17 protein-coding genes, 1 tRNA gene and 1 riboswitch are annotated in these 17,415 nt (G+C 68.4%); of the genes, 13 read left to right on the top strand and 5 right to left on the bottom strand.

Going from position 1 to position 17,415, the window contains the following annotated elements; all coding sequences use genetic code 11:
* The first annotated feature begins 29 nt into the window (after positions 1 to 29).
* The 10 genes from prcA (at position 30) to OHB24_RS34315 (ending at position 7,906) form a co-directional block, all read left to right on the top strand.
* Entirely contained in the window at positions 30 to 893 is an 864-nt protein-coding gene (prcA, locus tag OHB24_RS34360; RefSeq protein WP_327635055.1) for a proteasome subunit alpha, read from the top strand.
* Complete coding sequence (locus OHB24_RS34355; RefSeq protein WP_327635054.1) at positions 890 to 1,504, top strand: NUDIX hydrolase; 615 nt, start codon at positions 890 to 892, stop codon at positions 1,502 to 1,504. The genes prcA and OHB24_RS34355 overlap by 4 nt, the downstream gene beginning before the upstream one ends.
* A gap of 17 nt (positions 1,505 to 1,521) precedes the next feature.
* A riboswitch (ZMP/ZTP riboswitch) is annotated at positions 1,522 to 1,606 on the top strand.
* 20 nt (positions 1,607 to 1,626) lie between these two features.
* Entirely contained in the window at positions 1,627 to 2,496 is an 870-nt protein-coding gene (locus tag OHB24_RS34350; RefSeq protein WP_327635053.1) for a bifunctional 5,10-methylenetetrahydrofolate dehydrogenase/5,10-methenyltetrahydrofolate cyclohydrolase, read from the top strand.
* Between the two features lie 30 nt (positions 2,497 to 2,526).
* Positions 2,527 to 2,895 (top strand): chorismate mutase, encoded by a 369-nt coding sequence (aroH, locus tag OHB24_RS34345; protein WP_327635052.1) that lies wholly within the window; start codon positions 2,527 to 2,529, stop codon positions 2,893 to 2,895.
* Positions 2,896 to 2,905: 10 nt separating this feature from the next.
* Positions 2,906 to 3,970, top strand: a complete 1,065-nt coding sequence (locus OHB24_RS34340; RefSeq protein ID WP_327635051.1) for a prephenate dehydrogenase — start codon at positions 2,906 to 2,908, stop codon at positions 3,968 to 3,970.
* Between the two features lie 64 nt (positions 3,971 to 4,034).
* The gene (gene cmk / locus OHB24_RS34335) at positions 4,035 to 4,715 is read left to right on the top strand and encodes a (d)CMP kinase (protein ID WP_327635050.1); all 681 of its coding nucleotides are present in this window, start codon (positions 4,035 to 4,037) and stop codon (positions 4,713 to 4,715) included.
* The gene (locus OHB24_RS34330) at positions 4,712 to 5,440 is read left to right on the top strand and encodes a lysophospholipid acyltransferase family protein (RefSeq protein WP_327635049.1); all 729 of its coding nucleotides are present in this window, start codon (positions 4,712 to 4,714) and stop codon (positions 5,438 to 5,440) included. The genes cmk and OHB24_RS34330 overlap by 4 nt, the downstream gene beginning before the upstream one ends.
* Complete coding sequence (gene der / locus OHB24_RS34325; RefSeq protein WP_327635048.1) at positions 5,433 to 6,800, top strand: ribosome biogenesis GTPase Der; 1,368 nt, start codon at positions 5,433 to 5,435, stop codon at positions 6,798 to 6,800. The genes OHB24_RS34330 and der overlap by 8 nt, the downstream gene beginning before the upstream one ends.
* A 70-nt stretch (positions 6,801 to 6,870) precedes the next feature.
* A tRNA-Pro gene (locus tag OHB24_RS34320) sits at positions 6,871 to 6,945 on the top strand.
* Positions 6,946 to 6,994: 49 nt separating this feature from the next.
* Entirely contained in the window at positions 6,995 to 7,906 is a 912-nt protein-coding gene (locus OHB24_RS34315; RefSeq protein WP_327635047.1) for a group I intron-associated PD-(D/E)XK endonuclease, read from the top strand.
* On the opposite strand, the gene OHB24_RS34310 is transcribed toward OHB24_RS34315, so the two are convergent.
* Together OHB24_RS34310 and OHB24_RS34305 are read right to left on the bottom strand one after the other, a co-directional pair.
* Entirely contained in the window at positions 7,814 to 9,988 is a 2,175-nt protein-coding gene (locus tag OHB24_RS34310; RefSeq protein WP_327635046.1) for an MMPL family transporter, read from the bottom strand. The two genes, OHB24_RS34315 and OHB24_RS34310, sit on opposite strands and share 93 nt — an antisense overlap.
* A gap of 81 nt (positions 9,989 to 10,069) precedes the next feature.
* On the bottom strand, positions 10,070 to 10,618 hold the full coding sequence (locus OHB24_RS34305) for a TetR/AcrR family transcriptional regulator (RefSeq protein ID WP_327635045.1): 549 nt from the start codon (positions 10,616 to 10,618) through the stop codon (positions 10,070 to 10,072).
* Positions 10,619 to 10,760: 142 nt separating this feature from the next.
* Between OHB24_RS34305 and OHB24_RS34300 the strand changes: the two genes are divergently transcribed.
* The gene (locus tag OHB24_RS34300; protein ID WP_327635044.1) at positions 10,761 to 11,714 is read left to right on the top strand and encodes a S1C family serine protease; all 954 of its coding nucleotides are present in this window, start codon (positions 10,761 to 10,763) and stop codon (positions 11,712 to 11,714) included.
* Here the strand turns inward: OHB24_RS34300 and OHB24_RS34295 are convergent.
* Complete coding sequence (locus OHB24_RS34295; protein ID WP_327635043.1) at positions 11,704 to 12,237, bottom strand: GNAT family N-acetyltransferase; 534 nt, start codon at positions 12,235 to 12,237, stop codon at positions 11,704 to 11,706. The two genes, OHB24_RS34300 and OHB24_RS34295, sit on opposite strands and share 11 nt — an antisense overlap.
* A gap of 23 nt (positions 12,238 to 12,260) precedes the next feature.
* Here OHB24_RS34295 and OHB24_RS34290 point away from each other — a divergent pair, with 23 nt between their 5' ends.
* Entirely contained in the window at positions 12,261 to 12,896 is a 636-nt protein-coding gene (locus OHB24_RS34290) for a tetratricopeptide repeat protein (protein WP_327635042.1), read from the top strand.
* 209 nt (positions 12,897 to 13,105) lie between these two features.
* Here the strand turns inward: OHB24_RS34290 and OHB24_RS34285 are convergent, their stop codons facing one another.
* Both OHB24_RS34285 and OHB24_RS34280 read right to left on the bottom strand, forming a co-directional pair.
* Entirely contained in the window at positions 13,106 to 13,492 is a 387-nt protein-coding gene (locus OHB24_RS34285) for a hypothetical protein (RefSeq protein WP_327635041.1), read from the bottom strand.
* Positions 13,486 to 14,145, bottom strand: coding sequence for an MBL fold metallo-hydrolase (locus OHB24_RS34280; RefSeq protein ID WP_442913931.1), 660 nt, complete (start codon positions 14,143 to 14,145; stop codon positions 13,486 to 13,488). Before OHB24_RS34280 ends, OHB24_RS34285 begins: the two co-directional genes overlap by 7 nt.
* Before the next feature lie 204 nt (positions 14,146 to 14,349).
* Here OHB24_RS34280 and uvrA point away from each other — a divergent pair, with 204 nt between their 5' ends.
* Positions 14,350 to 17,415: an excinuclease ABC subunit UvrA gene (uvrA, locus tag OHB24_RS34275; RefSeq protein WP_327635040.1), complete on the top strand. Its 3,066-nt coding sequence runs from the start codon at positions 14,350 to 14,352 to the stop codon at positions 17,413 to 17,415.

The following is a 17,415-nucleotide window of genomic DNA, read 5'->3' as shown; positions in this document are numbered from 1 at the left end:
GATCGACTGATTAGAGGACGACACCTTCGATGAGCGTTCCGTTCTACGTCTCGCCCGAGCAGCTGATGCGGGACCGGGCCGACTTCGCCCGCAAGGGCATCGCCAAGGGCCGCAGCGCGATCGCGCTGCAGTACGCCGACGGCATCCTGTTCGTGGCGGAGAACCGCTCGCCCGCCCTGCACAAGGTGGCCGAGATCTACGACCGGATGGCGTTCGCCGCCGTCGGGCGGTACAACGAGTTCGAGAACCTGCGGATCGCCGGCGTCCGGCTCGCCGACATGCGCGGGTACTCCTACGACCGCCGTGACGTCACCGGCCGGGCGCTGGCCAACGCGTATGCGCAGACCCTCGGCGCGATCTTCTCCTCCGGCGGCGAGAAGCCGCTCGAGGTCGAGATCCTGGTCGCCGAGACCGGCACCAGCGCGGCCGACGACCAGATCTACCGGCTCACCTACGACGGCTCGATCGCGGACGTCCGCGGGTACGCCGTGATGGGCGGCGCCGCGGACACGGTCGCGGAGTACATCGGCGAGCACTACACCGAGGGCATCTCGCTGGCCGGCGCACTCCGGCTCGCGGTGGACGCGCTCGGCCACGACGGCACCGAGGTCCGGGAGCTGACCCCGGAGCAGCTCGAGGTCGCCGTCCTGGACCGGACCCGGACCCAGGTGCGCAAGTTCAAGCGGATCTCCGAGGAGTCGCTGGCCGGCATCCTGAGCGAGTCCAGCCCAGCGGTGGACGAGAAGTCGGACGCCGAATCGGACTCGGACGCAGGTGACTCCAGCGACGGCGACTCCAGTGAGTCGTCTGCGAGTGGCACCCCGGTCGCTCCGCCGGCCGACGACGCACCGATCGCGCCGCCGGAGGATCCCGACGACGACCGTCCGCTGTGACGGACCAGATCGAGAACTCAGCCGCCACCGACGAGGTGGCGGCTGAGCTTTCTCGACCAGGCGATCCGGCGCCGTGGGAGTTGCTGGGGGAGGAGCAGGGTTTCCACCGGTTCCTGACCGTGAACCTGCGGCGGTACCGGATGCCGAACGGGCGCGAGGTCGACTGGGACGTGTTCGGCCCGAAGTCCGCGGCCGGGATCACGTCCGGTGTCACCGTGCTGCCGTTGACGCCCGAGGGACGGATCGTCACGGTCCGGATGTTCCGCGCCGGGCCGGACCGCGTGGTCACGAACCTGCCAGGCGGGTTCGTCGAGCCGGACGAGGACCCGGCGGTCGCCGGAGCTCGCGAGCTCGAAGAGGAGACTGGCTATACCTGCGAGACGCTGGACGTCGTGGGCTGGCAGTGGGCGTCGGCGTCGTCGACGTACCGGAAGTACGTCGCGATCGCGCGTGGCTGCCGTCCGGACGGGAAGCAGCAGCTGGACGAGACCGAGGACTGTGTCCCGGTCGAGCTGTCCGTGGACGCGTTCCGTGCCGAGCTGCGCACACCGGGTGCGATGACCGGAGCCGACGCGGCATACCTAGCGCTCGACCACGCCGGCCTGCTCTGAGCCGGGCCGGTATTCTGGCTGCGGACCGCGACTGGCGCTGAGGTGGATGACCACCGGGGAACGGTCTGCCATCCGGCTTCGCCGCGCGCCTGGGCACACTTCTGACGCAGAGGAGTGCGCAGATGAGCGCAGAACTGATGATCGGGACCGACCTCGCCGCCGACATGGTTGCCAAGGCCGCCGAACGAGCACGGGTCCTTCAGGAGCAGTACGGCGTGCAGCCGTGTCTGGCGACCGTGCTGGTCGGTGACGACCCGGCGTCGGCGACGTACGTGCGGATGAAGCAGAACCGGTCGAAGAAGGCCGGGATCGCGTCGCTGAGCATCGTACTGCCGGCCGAGACGACCACCGAGGAACTCGTCGCGGAGATCACGAAGCTCTCCGACGACCCGGCCGTGCACGGGATCCTCCTGCAGCACCCGGTGCCGCCGCAGATCGACGAGCGGGCCGCGTTCGAGGCCATCGACCCGGCCAAGGACGTCGACGGCGTCACGATGCGGTCGTTCGCGGCGATGGCCTTCAATGACACCAGGGATCCCGGGTTCCGGTCCGCGACGCCCGGCGGGATCATGCGGCTGCTGGCGGCGTACGACGTACCGCTCGAAGGGGCGCACGCGGTGGTGATCGGCCGCAGCCCGATCCTCGGTAAACCGGCCGGTATGTTGCTGCTGGCATCGAACGCCACCGTCACGTACGCGCACTCGCGGACCCGGGACCTGCCGGAGCTGGTCCGCACCGCGGATGTCGTGATCGCCGCGGTCGGCAAGGCGAACTTCGTCCGCGGCGACTGGCTGAAGCCGGGCGCGGTCGTGGTCGACGCCGGGTACAACGAGGGCAACGTCGGCGACGTGCACTTCGCGGAGGCGGCCGAGGTGGCCCGGCTGATCACGCCGGTTCCGGGCGGCGTCGGACCGATGACGATCGCGCTGCTGCTGGAGCAGACGGTCGATGCCGCTGAGACGGCTGTCCACTCTTTGACTACTCTGGCCTAGGGTTGGGGGACAAGATCTAAGGAGGCGGACGTGGCGGTACGGGCGATCCGGGGTGCCACCCAGCTGGACGTGGACGAGCGCGAGCACCTGCTCGAGCGGTCCGCGGAGCTGGTGAAGGCGGTCCTGGAGGCGAACGATCTGGAGAACGAGGATCTGATCAGCATCCTGTTCACCGTCACGTCGGACCTGTGTTCGGAGTTTCCCGCCGTCGCGGGCCGGCAGATCGGCCTGACCGACGTACCGCTGATGTGCATGCAGGAGATCCCGGTGCCGCACGCGCTGCCGCGGGTGGTTCGGCTGATGGTGCACACCGAGTCGCCGCGGTCGCGGGACAAGATCCAGCACGTGTACCTGCACGGGGCGGTCGCGCTCCGCCCGGATCTGACCGGCGCACAGTGAAGGTGACACGGTGAGTGAGTTGCGCGGCCCGGTTCGCATCGTCGGCACCGGATTGATCGGTACGTCGATCGGCCTCGCGCTCGTGCGGCTCGGTGTGGTCGTGGAACTCGTCGACGGGAACCCGGACAACGCGCTGATGGCCGAACGGATCGGCGCCGGCTCACGGACGGTCCAGATCGAGCCGCAGCTGGTCGTGGTCGCCGTACCGCCGGACCATGTCGGCGCCGTGGTGGCCGAACAGCTCGCACAGACCAATGCCATCGTCACGGACGCGGCCAGTGTGAAGTCGAAGCCGCTCGCCGATGCGCGCAGCCTGACCGATGACGTCAGCCGGTACGTCGGCAGTCACCCGATGGCCGGCTCCGAGCGCAACGGCCCACTGGCGGCGCGTGCGGACCTGTTCGACGGCGCGACCTGGGCGATCACCCCGCACGCGGCGAGCGCCCCGGAAGCGGTCGATCTCGTACGCCGGCTCGCGGAGGCCTGTGGCGCGCGGACGGTGGAGCTGTCGGTGGAGGATCACGACCTCGGTGTTGCCCGGGTGTCGCACCTGCCGCACCTGATGTCGGCGCTCGCCGCGGGCACGCTCGCGGACGCGCCGTCCTCGCATCTCGAACTGTCCGGTCAGGGCGTCCGGGACGTGACCCGGATCGCGGCCGGCGACCCGCGGCTGTGGACCCAGATCGTGTCCGCGAACTCGACCGCGCTGACCGGCCTGCTGGAGCAGATCCGCGGCGAGCTCGACCGGCTGCTCGTTGCCCTCGGCAAGGAAGAGGCGGGCGAGGAACTGACCGCGATCCTCGGCCAGGGCGTGTCCGGCGCGGTCCGCGTCCCGGGCAAGCACGGTACGCCGCACATCGACCTGGTCACGGTCCTCGTCACGATCCCGGACCGCCCCGGTCAGCTGGCCCGCTTGTTCGCCGACGCCGCCGAGTCCGGCGCCAACGTCGAAGACCTCCGCATCGACCACAGTCCCGGCCGCCCCGCCGGTGAGGTCGAGCTGGCCGTCAAGCCCGCCTCGGTGGACCAACTGGTCGACGTACTCACAGACAGAGGGTGGGTAGTCCACCGCTGACTAAGGGCGTGCCTGGCGGCCCCGCGCGGCACGCCCTGTCCCCGGGCGAAGGTAACCTTCGGGCATGATCATCGCTGTTGACGGGCCGAGCGGCTCCGGTAAGTCGAGCACCGCGCGTGGAGTGGCCACCCGTCTCGGTCTGCGGTACCTGGACACCGGTGCGACGTACCGTGCGGTGACCTGGTCGGCCGTCGATCGCGGGCTGGACCTGGACGACACAGCGGCGGTCGCGCAGCGCGCACGGGAGCTCGTGCTGGAGATCAGCACCGACCCCGGCCGTCAGTTCGTGATCGCCGACGGGACCGACGTCACGGCCGCGATCCGGGAGCCGCGGATCAGCGAGGTGGTGTCGAAGATCGCCACCAACCTGGACGTCCGCAAGGAGCTGATCCGGCGGCAGCGGGAGATCATCGACGATGCCCAGCCGAGCGGCGGGATCGTGGTCGAGGGCCGCGACATCGCCACCGTGGTCGCCACCGACGCCGAGCTCAAGGTCCACCTGACCGCCGACCAGGACGCCCGGATGTCCCGGCGCGCGGCCGAGCTCGAGTCCGGTGCGGTGACGGCCGAGCAACTCCGGGACCAGATCGTCCGCCGCGACGCCGACGACGCCACCGTTTCGCAGTTCCTGGTTGCCTCCGACGGCGCCGTCACCGTCGACTCCACCCATTTGACCCTGGAGGAGGTCGTCGACGTGATCAGCCGGCTCGCCAAGGAGACCGTCCCTCGAGGCCGGGAGCTATGACGGCTGAAGTCACCGGGCACAAGGACCTGCCCCGCACTGACGATCTGCCTGCACTGCCTTACCGGATGGCGCTCCCGTTGCGGAGAGTCGCCAGGCTGTACTTCCGCCGTAAGTACGACCTGACCCTGCACTACGAGGACCGGTTCCCGCTGACCGGGCCGTTGCTGATGGCGCCGAACCACCTCAGCCTGCTGGACGGACCGCTGCTCGGGGCGATCGCGCCGCGGATGCTGCACCAGCTCGGCAAGATCGAGGTGTTCGGCGGTCTCCAGGGGGCGATCCTGCGCCGGACCGGTCAGATCCCGGTCGACCGGTCGACGTACGACGTACTCGCGGTCCGGCAGTCGATCAAGGTACTGCGCGACGGCCGGGTGCTGAACATCTACCCGGAGGGCACCCGCGGCCCGGGCGACTTCAGCCGGATCCGGACCGGAGTGGCGTACCTGGCGATGGTGACCGGGGCCCCGATCCTGCCCGTCGCGCTGATGGGGACGCGGCTGCCAGGGGGTGACATCGAGGGTTTTCCGCCGGCCGGGAGCCGCATCGACGTGGTGTACGGCGAGCCTTTCGTCGTCGAGCGCGTACCCTTTCCCAGGAGACACTCCGACGTACAGGCGGTCGCCGACCAGATCGGCGACGTGTTGCGCGCCCATGTGAAGGCGGCCGTCGACGAAACCGGCCACCCGCTTCCGGGCTGGCGAGACCAGAAGGACCCTGATGACTGACCTGCCCACCGAAGCACCGACGCATGACCGCGAAGACACCGGGCCGCTGCCCGTGCTCGCGATCGTCGGGCGGCCGAACGTGGGCAAGTCCACGCTGGTCAACCGCATCATCGGCCGCCGCGAGGCGGTCGTCGAGGACACCCCGGGCGTCACCCGGGACCGCGTGTCGTACGACGCCAACTGGGCCGGCCGCGAGTTCACGGTCGTCGACACCGGCGGCTGGGACCCGGACGCGGTCGGCATGGCCGCCCTGGTCGCGGCCCAGGCGGAGGTCGCGATCAACGCCGCCGACGCGGTGCTGTTCGTGGTCGACGCCGTGGTCGGCATCACCGACGCGGACGAGGCGGTCGTCCGAGTACTGCGGAAGTCCGGCAAGCCCGTCGTACTGGCCGCGAACAAGGTCGACGACCAGCGCATCGAGTCCGAGGCGATGAACCTGTGGAGCCTCGGTATCGGCGAGCCGTACCCGGTGTCCGGGATGCACGGCCGCGGTACGGGCGACCTGCTGGACGCCGTACTCGAGGCCCTTCCGGAGGCACCCGCGGAGCGCGACGGCGAGCTCGGCGGACCGCGCCGGGTCGCGATCGTCGGCAAGCCGAACGTGGGCAAGTCCTCGCTGCTCAACAAGGTCGCCAAGGAGGACCGGGTCGTCGTCAGCGACATCGCCGGTACGACGGTGGACCCGGTCGACGAACTGATCACGCTCGGCGGCCAGGAGTGGCGGTTCATCGACACCGCGGGCATCCGGCGCAAGGTGAAGAACGTCCAGGGCCACGAGTACTACGCCTCGCTGCGGACCAACGCCGCGATCGATCGGGCCGAGGTCGTCGTGGTCGTCATCGACGCCTCGGAGTCGCTCACCGAGCAGGACCTGCGGATCATGAACGCGGTCGAGGAAGCCGGCAAGGCGTTGGTGATCGCGTACAACAAGTGGGACCTGATGGACGAGGAGCGCCGCTACTACCTGGAGCGCGAGATCGACCGCGACCTGGTGCAGTTCCGCTGGGCGCCGCGGGTGAACATCAGCGCGCTCACCGGCTGGCACATGGACAGGCTGGTGCCCGCCATCTCGGCTGCGCTGGAAGGCTGGCAGACCCGCGTCCCGACCGGGCAGCTGAACGCCTTCCTCGGCCGCCTGGTCGCCGCGCATCCGCACCCGGTCCGGTCCGGCAAGCAGCCGAAGATCCTCTTCGGCACGCAGGCCACCACGATGCCCCCGACCTTCGCCATCTTCACCTCCGGCCAGATCGAGGCGTCGTACCAGCGCTTCATCGAACGCCGCCTCCGCGAGGACTTCGGCTTCGTCGGCAGCCCCGTCCACGTCCAGATCCGGGCCCGCCAAAAGAACAAGAAACGCTGACCGAACCCGGTAAGAACCACCTGATCAGATGCTGTAAGGTAATGCTCGGTTCGTTCGCAGAACGAGTCGGCGGGCTGTGGCCTAGCTTGGTTAAGGCGCGTGTCTGGGGGACACGAGAGCGGGAGTTCAAATCTCCCCAGCCCGACCGCCAGAGGGGCACCGATTCTGTCGGTGCCCCTCTTTATGTTGATCCTATGACGACACCTGGGGATCGACGGACTTGGAACGATGAGGAGCTGCGTGAGGCGGTGCGGACCAGTCGATCGTGGCGTGCGGCCGCTCGTGCGCTGGGCTTGAAGGGAACATCAGCAGGCACGGTCCGAACGCTGAAGCGGCACGCATCGCGGCTGGAACTCGATACGTCGCACTTCACTGGACAGCGCCGCTGGTCAGATCAGCAGCTTCGTGAAGCTGTGACGATGGCAAGCCGCTGGGCGGACGTGCTTGCAGGTCTGGGCGTCATTGACAACGGTGAGAACCGAGTGAGGATCAAGGCGCATGCGATCCGACTGGGTTTGGAGTGCGCGCATCTGAAGTCGGCGCAACCGCAACCTACGTCCCCGGACGAGGTGTTCGACGAGCCGGTTCGGCCAGAAATGCTTCGATACTCAGCTGCAGCGTTAGCGATGGCGTGGCTCACCTTGCGTGGTTGTGCGGTTGCGTTGCCGATCGAGCCCCAGGCGTACGACCTGTTGGTGACGACCTCCAAGGGCATCCAGCGTGTACAGGTGAAGTCCTGCGCGTCCCGCAACCGGCGAGGCTATTGGGACGTCGGTATTGGGCGACGGCCGTATACGCTCGACAAATCCGCTGGCAAGATGCCTTACGATCCCGAGTCGATCGACCTGTTCTTCATCGTGCTCGGTGACGGCAGCATCTACGTCATCCCGAGCTCGGTCCTGGCCGGCCGCAAAAGCATCTCGGCTGAGAGTTACTTGGCGTATCGCGTGGGGGATGCGTCGAGTTTGCTGGGGAGTGGGACGTCGATGGATGCCGACGCCCCACGTCGTGTGTCAGCGTACGCTCGCGAGTTCCTTGGGATCCGGGGTCTCGTCGACCCGGAGGCCTTCGCCTTCGATGTCTACGCGGGGCGTGAGGCGGTCTAGCCAGTTCGGGAACCACCAGGCTCGGTCGCCGAGGAGGCTGAGGATGGCGGGGACGAGGGTCATGCGGACCACGAAGGCGTCGATCAGGACGCCGATGGTGAGGCCGAAGCCGATCGCCTTGATGATCGGGTCCTCGACGAGGATGAAGCCGGCGAAGACCGAGGCCATGATCAGCGCCGCGGCGGTGACGACGCGCGCGCCGTGGCCGAGGCCCTGGACGGTCGCGTCGTTCGCGTGCCGGCCGTGGACGAACTCCTCCCGCACGCGGGACACGATGAACACCTCGTAGTCCATCGCCAGCCCGAACAGGATGCCCATCATGATGATCGGCAGGAAGCTCACCAGCGGACCGGGGGAGTCGACCCCGACCAGGCTTGCCAGATGTCCTTCCTGGAACACCGCGATCGTGATCCCGAACGTCGCCCCGATCGTCAGCACGAACCCGAGCGTCGCCTTCAACGGCACCAGCACCGAGCGGAACGCGAGCAGCAACAGCAGGAACGACAGCCCGATCACGACGAACAGGTACGTCGGCAAGGCGTTGGACAGCTTGTTCGAGACATCGACGCCGACTGCCGTGTTCCCGGTCACGGAGATACTCGCGTCGCCGGTGGCGAGAGGCTGCACCGCGGACCGCAGGTTCTTCACCAGATCAGCGGTTTCCTCGCTGGCCGGACCGCTCTTCGGGATCACCTGCAGCAACCGCGTCGTACCGTCCTGACTCGCCGCGGCCGGCTGCGCCGCGACGACATCCGGCAAACCCTGCGCCTTGCCCAGCACCTGCTGCACCAGCGCGTTGGACGTGGCCGCGTCGTTGCTCTTCACAACAACCACGAGCGGCCCGTTGGCACCCGGCCCGAATGCCGCAGCCGTCAGGTCGTACGCGACCCGCTGGTTGCTCCCGGCTGCCGCCGAAGCGCCGTCCGGCAGTGCGAGCTGCATGTCCTTCGCCGGGATCGCCAGCAAGCCCAACCCGATGATGCCGATAGCAACGATCGGCACCCGGAAGCGGGTCACCAGCCGACCCCACCGGAAACCGAAGCCCTCCTTGTGTGTCGCCGCAGCCGGTGCCTTGCGCAACTTCCGCGGCAGCACCCGGTTGCCCACGAACCCGAGCAACGCCGGCAGCAACGTCAACGCCACCAGTACGGCGGTCAGTACAGTCGCGGCTGCGGCGAGGCCCATCGCGGTCAGGAACGGTACGCCGACCACGGACAACCCGGCGAGCGCGATGACCACGGTCGCGCCGGCGAACAACACCGCCGACCCGGCCGTCGCGGTCGCTCGTGCGACGGACTCCTCCGGATCCATGCCCTCGCCCAGCTGCGACCGGTGCCGCGAACTGATGAACAACGAGTAGTCGATCCCCACTGCGAGCCCGAGCATCAGCGCCAGGATCGGCGCCGTCGACGACACGTCGGTGAACGCGGTCACGACGAACAACCCGGCCATCCCGGCCAGTACGCCGAGGAACGCCGTCACCAGCGTCATCCCGGCCGCCACGAGCGACCCGAATGTGACGACCAGTACGACGGCCGCGACCGCGACGCCGAGCACCTCGGTCGCGCCGATCTCCGGGACCCCGGCCTTGATCTGTCCGCCCGGCACCACCTGGAGATCACCCGAGCTGAGTCCGCTCAGTCCGTCGTACCCGTCGCTGCTCTCGTGCGACAGTTCGTCGGCCGGCTTGTCGAACTGGACGCTGATCAACCCCGTCGTACCGTCCGGGCTGATCGCCTTGCTGGTGAACGGGTCGATCGCCGCGATCACCTCGGGCACCTTCGCGACCTTGGCAACGGTGGCGCCGACAGCGGCCTTCACAGTCGGGTCGGTGAGCGTCTTGCCGTCGGGTGCCTTCACCACGACCGTGGCGGACGCGCCGCTGGCGGCCGGCAGTTCCTGCTTGAGCGCGTCGAGCGCGCGCTGCGACTCGGTGCCCGGGATCGAGAACGTGTTCGCGGTCTTGCCGCCCAGCGTCAGCGCACCGACACCGAGGACGACGAGGAACAGCGCCCACAGCGCGGCGACCAGGCGCCTGCGCTGGTAGGAGAACCGGCCGAGCCGGTACAGCAGATTGGCCATCGTGAAGAGCGTCCGTTCAGATCGGTACGGCGTACGGGCAGAAGTGATCGCCCCGTGGCGGCGGGGGAGTCGTGTCGGTGCTCAGGCGCGGCGGAGGAGTCTCCGCAGGGCGATGTCGCAGAGTCTTCGGAGGTCGTCGTCGGTGCGCTCACCCGAATGCCGGCACTCGCCGAGCAGACCGTTGATGGCGAACTTCGCCAGGTCGCGCTCAAGCGGGTCGTCGGATCCGGCCATGTAATCCGACAGTTGCATGCCGTCGGCGACCAGTTGCCCGACCTCGGGCATCTGCTCGATCACCGGGAGGATGTCCTGGAGCACGTCGACGACGCCGCGGTGCACGACGGCGAGATCGATGAAGCTCTGGATCGCGAGCTCCTGCGCGTCGGCCCGGGACAGCTCGGCGGCGGCCTTGACGAGCACGGCCACGTCGGCGGCCGCGGGTTCGAGGACGGCGGCGAGGACGGCGGGCTTGCCGCTGAAGTGGTACAGCACGGTCGCCTTGGAGCAGCCGGCCGCGGTCGCGATGTCCTGCAGTGACGTCGCGTTGTAGCCGCCGGCCTGGAACAGGTCCATCGCCTGGCGCACGATCTCGCGCCTGGTCCGCTCTCGCGCCGGGGTGGTAACTGCCATGTCATGCATCATGACTGACCGATCGGCCAGTTTTCAACCGATCGGTCAGTTTGTGGTCCGGTTCACGCGGTTGCCTTCGGTGTAATGATGTAATTCAGACCCCTCGCTTCGCTCGGGGGCGGGAAGAGAAGAGGCGAGAGCGATGGCTGACGAGATTGCTGACGGGGTGGCCGGGGACGACGTACTGGATGCCTACTCCCGAGTGGTCTCGGGCGTGGCCGCACACCTGATCCCGCGGGTCGCGAGCCTGCGGATCCACAGCCGGCGCGGCGACTCGTCCGGCTCGGCCGTCGTCCTGACCGGCGACGGGCATCTGCTCACAAACGCGCACGTGGTCGGCGAGGGCGTCGAGGCGGCGGCCGAGTTCGCGGACGGTACGACGGCGCAGGCCCGGGTGGTCGGGGTGGATCGGCTGTCCGATCTCGCCGTACTGCGGGCCGACCGGGAGATCCCTGATCCGCCGGAGTACGGCGACGCCGACTTGCTGAAGGTCGGGAACCTGGTGGTTGCCGTCGGCAATCCGCTCGGCCTCGCGGGGAGCGTGACGGCCGGCGTGGTGAGTGCGCTGGGTCGATCGCTGCCGGTGCGCAGCGGATCGGCTCAGCGCATCATCGAGGACGTGATCCAGACCGATGCCGCGCTGAACCCGGGCAACTCCGGCGGAGCGCTCGCCGACGGAAACGGACGGGTGATCGGGATCAACACCGCGGTCGCCGGGATCGGGCTCGGTCTGGCGGTGCCGGTCAACCAGACGACTCGCCGGATCATCTACTCGCTGCTGCACGACGGTCGCGTGCGGCGCGGGTACCTCGGGCTGGTGACCAAGCCCGCGCCACTGCAGCCGGCGCTCGTGGAACGGTTCGACCAGCGCACGGCGCTGCGGGTCGTCGAGGTCATCGCGGCCAGCCCCGCGGCGGCAGCGGGTCTACGGCAGGGCGATCTCGTCCTGGCCGTCAACGGCGTACAGCTTCGGGATGCCCAGTCGTTGCAGCGTCAGTTGTTCGAGGACGCGATCGCGCGCCGTACCGAGATCACCGCGATCCGGAACAACGCGCTCGTGGACGTGATCGCGTATCCGGCCGAACTCAGCCACTGAGGTCGGCGCGCAGGAGGACGCAGGTGCCTGGTTTGAGGGGCGCGTTCGGGAAGGTGAAGTCGCGGGTGACCTCGCTGAATCCGAAGCGGCGGGTGAGATCGAGAATGGCGGCGTTGCCGAGATTGACGAAGGTGTAGATCTCGTCGGCGCGCTCGGTGGTCCAGCGGATGCGGTCCTTCGTCAGCAGGTCGCCGATGCCGTGGCGCCGCCACTCGTTCGAGACGATCAGTCCGATCAGGTAGTACCCGTCCGGAGCCGTCGTGGGCGGGTCGGCGGGGGAGATCTGGTGCCGGATCACCGCGCCGTACCCGACGACTTGACCCTTGATCTCCGCGACCGCCGTGTAGCGATCGGGGTTCTGGAGATCGGCCTCGAGCCGGCTCCGGCGCTCGTCGACCGGCCCGCCGGTGCGCGTCACGATCAGTTCGGCGCAGGCCGTGAGATCCGCGTCCGCGGCCGGGCGCACCAGGACGTCGACTGTCTGCCGGGCGGCCCCGGGCTGATACTCCGCGAAGCCGGTCATGCGCTCATCCTAGGATCGGCCGCGTGGACGAACTCATGCGGCAGGTAGACGAACTGTACGAACGGGCGGTCTTCAACGGCGAGTACGGCGGCCTGCCCGACGCGGACCGCGCGCTGGACGCGGTCGAGGCCCGGCTGCTCCTGCAACGCGGCCGGATCCTGCACTGCCGCTTCCTGGAGTCGCGGGTCGAGCCGGTGGAGGAACTGGCGTACTTCGAGCGCGCGGCGAACCTGTTCCGCGCCGTCGGCGACGAGCGCGGCGAGGCCGAGGCGCAGTTCTGGATCGGCTGCTTCCACCAGGTGGTCCGCGACGACAACCCGACCGCTGTCCCCTTCCTCACCAAGGCCGCCGACCTGTCCCGCACGACCGGCGACCAACTAACCCTCTCCTACGCCCTCCGCCACCTAGGCATCGCCGCCCAAATGTCCGGCAACCACAACGAGGCCCGCGCCCTACTGGAGGAGTCCACAACACTCCGCCGAACCCTCAACTTCACCCCAGGCGTAGCAGCAAACCTCGTCGGCCTCATCTACCTCGCGATCGCCCAGAACCGCCCCGACGACGCCCGCACCCTAGCCACCGAAGCCACAACCCTGGCCACCACATCCGGCGCGGTGAAGATCACCGAACAAATCGAAGCAGCCCGCTCACGCATCTAACGGACAGGTGTGCATTTTCGACTGGAGGTGTCGGCTGGCGGGGTAGTGCACCTGAGCGTGATTGTGGTTGTGCGTACGGTGTCTCGCTGGTGCTCTACCTGTCGACCTTGCACACGATCGGCCGACTGAGCACGCCTGCTGACCTCGCGGGACTGCGCCGCCGTTCGTGGTGAGTCACGACCCAGCGGTTCTGGTTCTCGCCCTGGACCTCATCGTGGGCTCCGGTGGACGGAGAGTTGGCCTGTGACTGGCCAGGCAGTAGGCACCTCATCCGCGTAATAGACGTATTCGAGGTAACTCAGCAGCCCGTCGTCGACGAACAGAATCACCGCGCCCGGGATGCCGTCCTCGTTCGGTTCGACCTGCAGTTCGGCAGGAACTACCCGACTCGGCATCGGCACGCGTCGTGCTGCCTCGTTCGCGACAAACAGATCAACAGATGGGCAGCCGCAGCCACAGCCGCCGATCGACAGCGCACTCGTCGCCTGGGTGCGTAGGTCGGCGGCACCGTCGAAGTCTGCCGAGAGCAGAAGATCGAGGACGTCTCGCTCGTCAGTAGTCAGCGGACGTGGCGGCCACCGTGGTGCGTCTACCATCCACGGGCTCGCCACTCGGACAGGCTTGGCCGCTCGGTGCCGAGGGTGGTGTCGGAGCCGTGGCCGGGGTAGACCCAGGTTTCGTCGGGGAGGTCGGCGAAGAGTTTGGTCTCGACGTCGTTCAGGAGTGAGGTGAAGCGCTCGGCGTCGTCCTGGGTGTTGCCGATGCCGCCGGGGAACAGCGAGTCGCCGGTGAACAGGTGGGGTGCGCCGTCCGGGTCGTCGTACAGCAGTGCGATCGAGCCGGGGGTGTGGCCGACGAGGTGGATGACGCGGAGGCTGCACTGACCGACTGCGATGTGGTCGCCGTCGTCGACGAGCTGGTCGGTGGGGACCGGGATGCCCTCGGCGTCGTACCGGCCGGCGACCGTGGTGGCGCCCGTACGGGCGACGACCGCGGCCAGCGCCTCCCAGTGGTCCTGGTGGCGGTGCGTGGTGATCACCCGCGCGAGGCCGCCGTCGCCGATCAGCCGGAGCAGCGTGTCCGCCTCGTTGGCGGCGTCGATCAGCACCTGCTCGTCGGTCTGCCGGCAGCGCAGCAGGTACGCGTTGTTGTCCATCGGCCCGACCGCGACCTTGGTGATCATCAAGTGGGCCAACTCGTGGGTCTGCGCTGCCCCGCCGACCTTCACGTTCCCGTGGTACTCCGGCATGTTGCCTCTCCCTGATCTCGGTGACACGCCGATCCTCGCACCTCCTGACCACCGGTGCAGCGACCACCCTCTGCGATCGAATATACTTTCGAAACGGCCTCCGGATCTGGCGGCGGAAGTTTTTGTCGGTGGGCCTCGTTAGCATGACCGGGCAAGTCAGAGATCCACCTGGAACCCCCTCGAGAACGGCTGAGAGTAGAGCTTGTGTCTGACCGTCTGATCGTGCGCGGAGCGCGTGAGCACAACCTGAAGGACGTCTCGGTCGACCTGCCGCGGGACGCCATGATCGTCTTCACCGGCCTGTCGGGGTCCGGGAAGTCCAGCCTGGCCTTCGACACGATCTTCGCCGAGGGCCAGCGGCGGTACGTCGAGTCGCTCTCGGCGTACGCACGGCAGTTCCTCGGTCAGATGGACAAGCCGGACGTCGACTTCATCGAGGGCCTGTCACCGGCCGTCTCGATCGACCAGAAGTCCACCTCGCGGAACCCGCGGTCCACCGTCGGCACGATCACCGAGGTGTACGACTACCTCCGGCTGCTGTTCGCCCGCGCCGGACGTCCGCACTGCCCGGAGTGCGGCGAGCCGATCGCGCGCCAGACCCCGCAGCAGATCGTCGACCGCGTGCTCGAACTGGAGGAGGGCACCCGGTTCCAGGTGCTCGCCCCGGTCGTCCGCGGTCGCAAGGGGGAGTACCTGGATCTCTTCCGCCAGTTGACCGGTCAGGGCCTGTCCCGGGCCCGGGTCGACGGCGAGACGATCCAGCTCACCGACCCGCCGAAGCTCGACAAGCAGAAGAAGCACGACATCGAGGTCGTCGTCGACCGGCTCGCGGTGAAGAGCTCGGCCAAGCAGCGGCTCACCGACTCGGTCGAGACCGCGCTCGGCCTGGCCAGCGGGCTGCTCGTGCTGGACTTCGTCGACCTCCCGGAGGACGACCCGCACCGCGAGCGCCGGTTCTCCGAGAAGCTCGCCTGCCCGAACGATCACCCGCTCGCGATCGACGAGCTCGAGCCGCGGTCGTTCTCGTTCAACTCGCCGTACGGCGCCTGCCCGGTGTGCGCCGGTCTCGGAACCCGGATGGAGGTCGACCCGGAGCTGCTCGTTCCGGACCCGTCGAAGTCGCTCGACGAGGGCGCGATCCAGCCGTGGTCGGGGCAGAACGTCACGCAGTACTTCGAGCGCCTGCTGGACGCGCTGGCGAAGGACCTGAAGTTCAAGACCAGCACGCCGTTCGGTGAGCTGCCGGCGAAGGCGAAGAAGGCGCTGATCACCGGCCACGACAAGCAGGTCCACGTCTCGTACCAGAACCGCTACGGTCGCGAGCGGTCGTACTACACGAGCTTCGAAGGCGTCGTTCCGTACGTCGAGCGCCGGCACGCGGAGGCGTCGAGCGACACCGGGCGGGAGCGCTTCGAGGAGTACATGCGCGAGGTGCCGTGCCTGGCCTGCAACGGCGCACGGCTGAAGCCGATCTCACTCGCGGTCACGCTCGGCGGGAAGAACATCGCGGAGATCAGCGCGATGTCGATCGACGAGGTGCACGGCTTCCTGACGCAGATGGAGCTGAGCCCGCGCGAGAAGCAGATCGCGGAGCGGGTGGTCAAGGAGATCGGCGAGCGGCTGCGCTTCCTGCTGGACGTCGGCCTGGACTATCTGGCGCTGAGCCGGCCGGCGGGTTCACTGTCCGGTGGTGAGGCGCAGCGGATCCGGTTGGCGACGCAGATCGGTTCGGGCCTGGTCGGCGTGCTGTACGTGCTCGACGAGCCTTCGATCGGCCTGCACCAGCGGGACAACCGGCGGCTGATCGACACGCTGGTCCGGCTCAAGGATCTCGGCAACACGCTGATCGTCGTCGAGCACGACGAGGACACCATCGATCATGCGGACTGGGTCGTCGACATCGGCCCGGGCGCCGGTGAGCACGGCGGCCAGGTGGTCGTGTCCGGCACGGTCGAGGATCTGCGCAACCACCCGGACTCGATCACCGGTGCGTATATCTCCGGTCGCCGGGAGATCCCGATCCCGGAGGTCCGGCGGCCGCTCACCGAGGGTCGCGAGCTGACCGTGTACGGCGCGCGCCAGAACAACCTGCAGGATCTCGACGTGACCATCCCGCTCGGGGTGTTCGTCGCGGTCACCGGGGTGTCCGGCTCGGGCAAGTCGACGCTGGTGAACGACATTCTCTACACGTCGCTGGCGCGGCAGATCTACGGTGCCCGCACGGTGCCCGGCCGGCACACCAAGATCTCCGGGATGGAGCTCGTCGACAAGGTCATCCACGTCGACCAGTCGCCGATCGGGCGTACGCCGAGGTCGAACCCGGCGACGTACACCGGTGTTTGGGACCACATCCGGAAGCTGTTCGCGGACACGCCCGAGGCGAAGGTCCGCGGGTACCTGCAGGGCCGCTTCTCGTTCAACGTCAAGGGCGGCCGCTGCGAGGCCTGCTCCGGCGACGGCACGCTGAAGATCGAGATGAACTTCCTGCCGGACGTGTATGTCCCGTGCGAGGTGTGCCACGGCGCCCGGTACAACCGCGAGACGCTCGAGGTGCACTACAAGAGCAAGACCGTCGCGGATGTGCTGGACATGCCGATCGAGGAGGCGTCCGAGTTCTTCGCGGCGATCCCGGCGATCTCGCGGCACCTGAAGACGCTGGTCGAGGTCGGCCTCGGGTACGTCCGGCTCGGGCAGCCCGCACCGACGCTGTCCGGCGGTGAGGCGCAGCGCGTCAAGCTGGCCTCCGAGCTGCAGCGGCGGTCGACGGGTCGCACGGTCTACGTGCTCGACGAGCCGACCACCGGTCTGCACTTCGAGGACATCCGCAAGCTGCTCGGCGTGCTGAACGGCCTGGTGGACAAGGGCAACTCGGTGCTGGTCATCGAGCACAACCTCGACGTCATCAAGACCGCCGACTGGCTCATCGACCTCGGCCCCGACGGCGGGCGTCGCGGCGGCACCCTGGTCGCCGAAGGTACGCCGGAGGAGGTCGCGGCCAACCCCGCGTCGTACACCGGGCAGTTCCTCGCCGAAATCCTCGAAGGTCGCGCCGCCAAGCCGAGCGCCAAGAAGGCCGCCGCGCAGGCAGCACCCGCGAAGTCAGCACCCGCGAAGTCAGCACCGGCGAAGAAGGCGGCCGTCAAGAAGACGGCAGCCGCGAAGAAGACAGCGGCCAAGACGACAGCGGCCAAGAAGACGGTTGCCAAGAAGACTGCGCAGAAGGCTGCGCCGGCGAAGAAGGCGGCAGCCAGGAAGCGCGTCGCTGGCTGA

This window comes from Kribbella sp. NBC_00482 (genome assembly GCF_036013725.1).
In the GTDB taxonomy this organism is placed as follows: Bacteria; Actinomycetota; Actinomycetes; order Propionibacteriales; family Kribbellaceae; genus Kribbella.
Note: the sequence above shows the minus strand (reverse complement) of the source record. Positions and strands in the feature narration are given on the sequence as shown.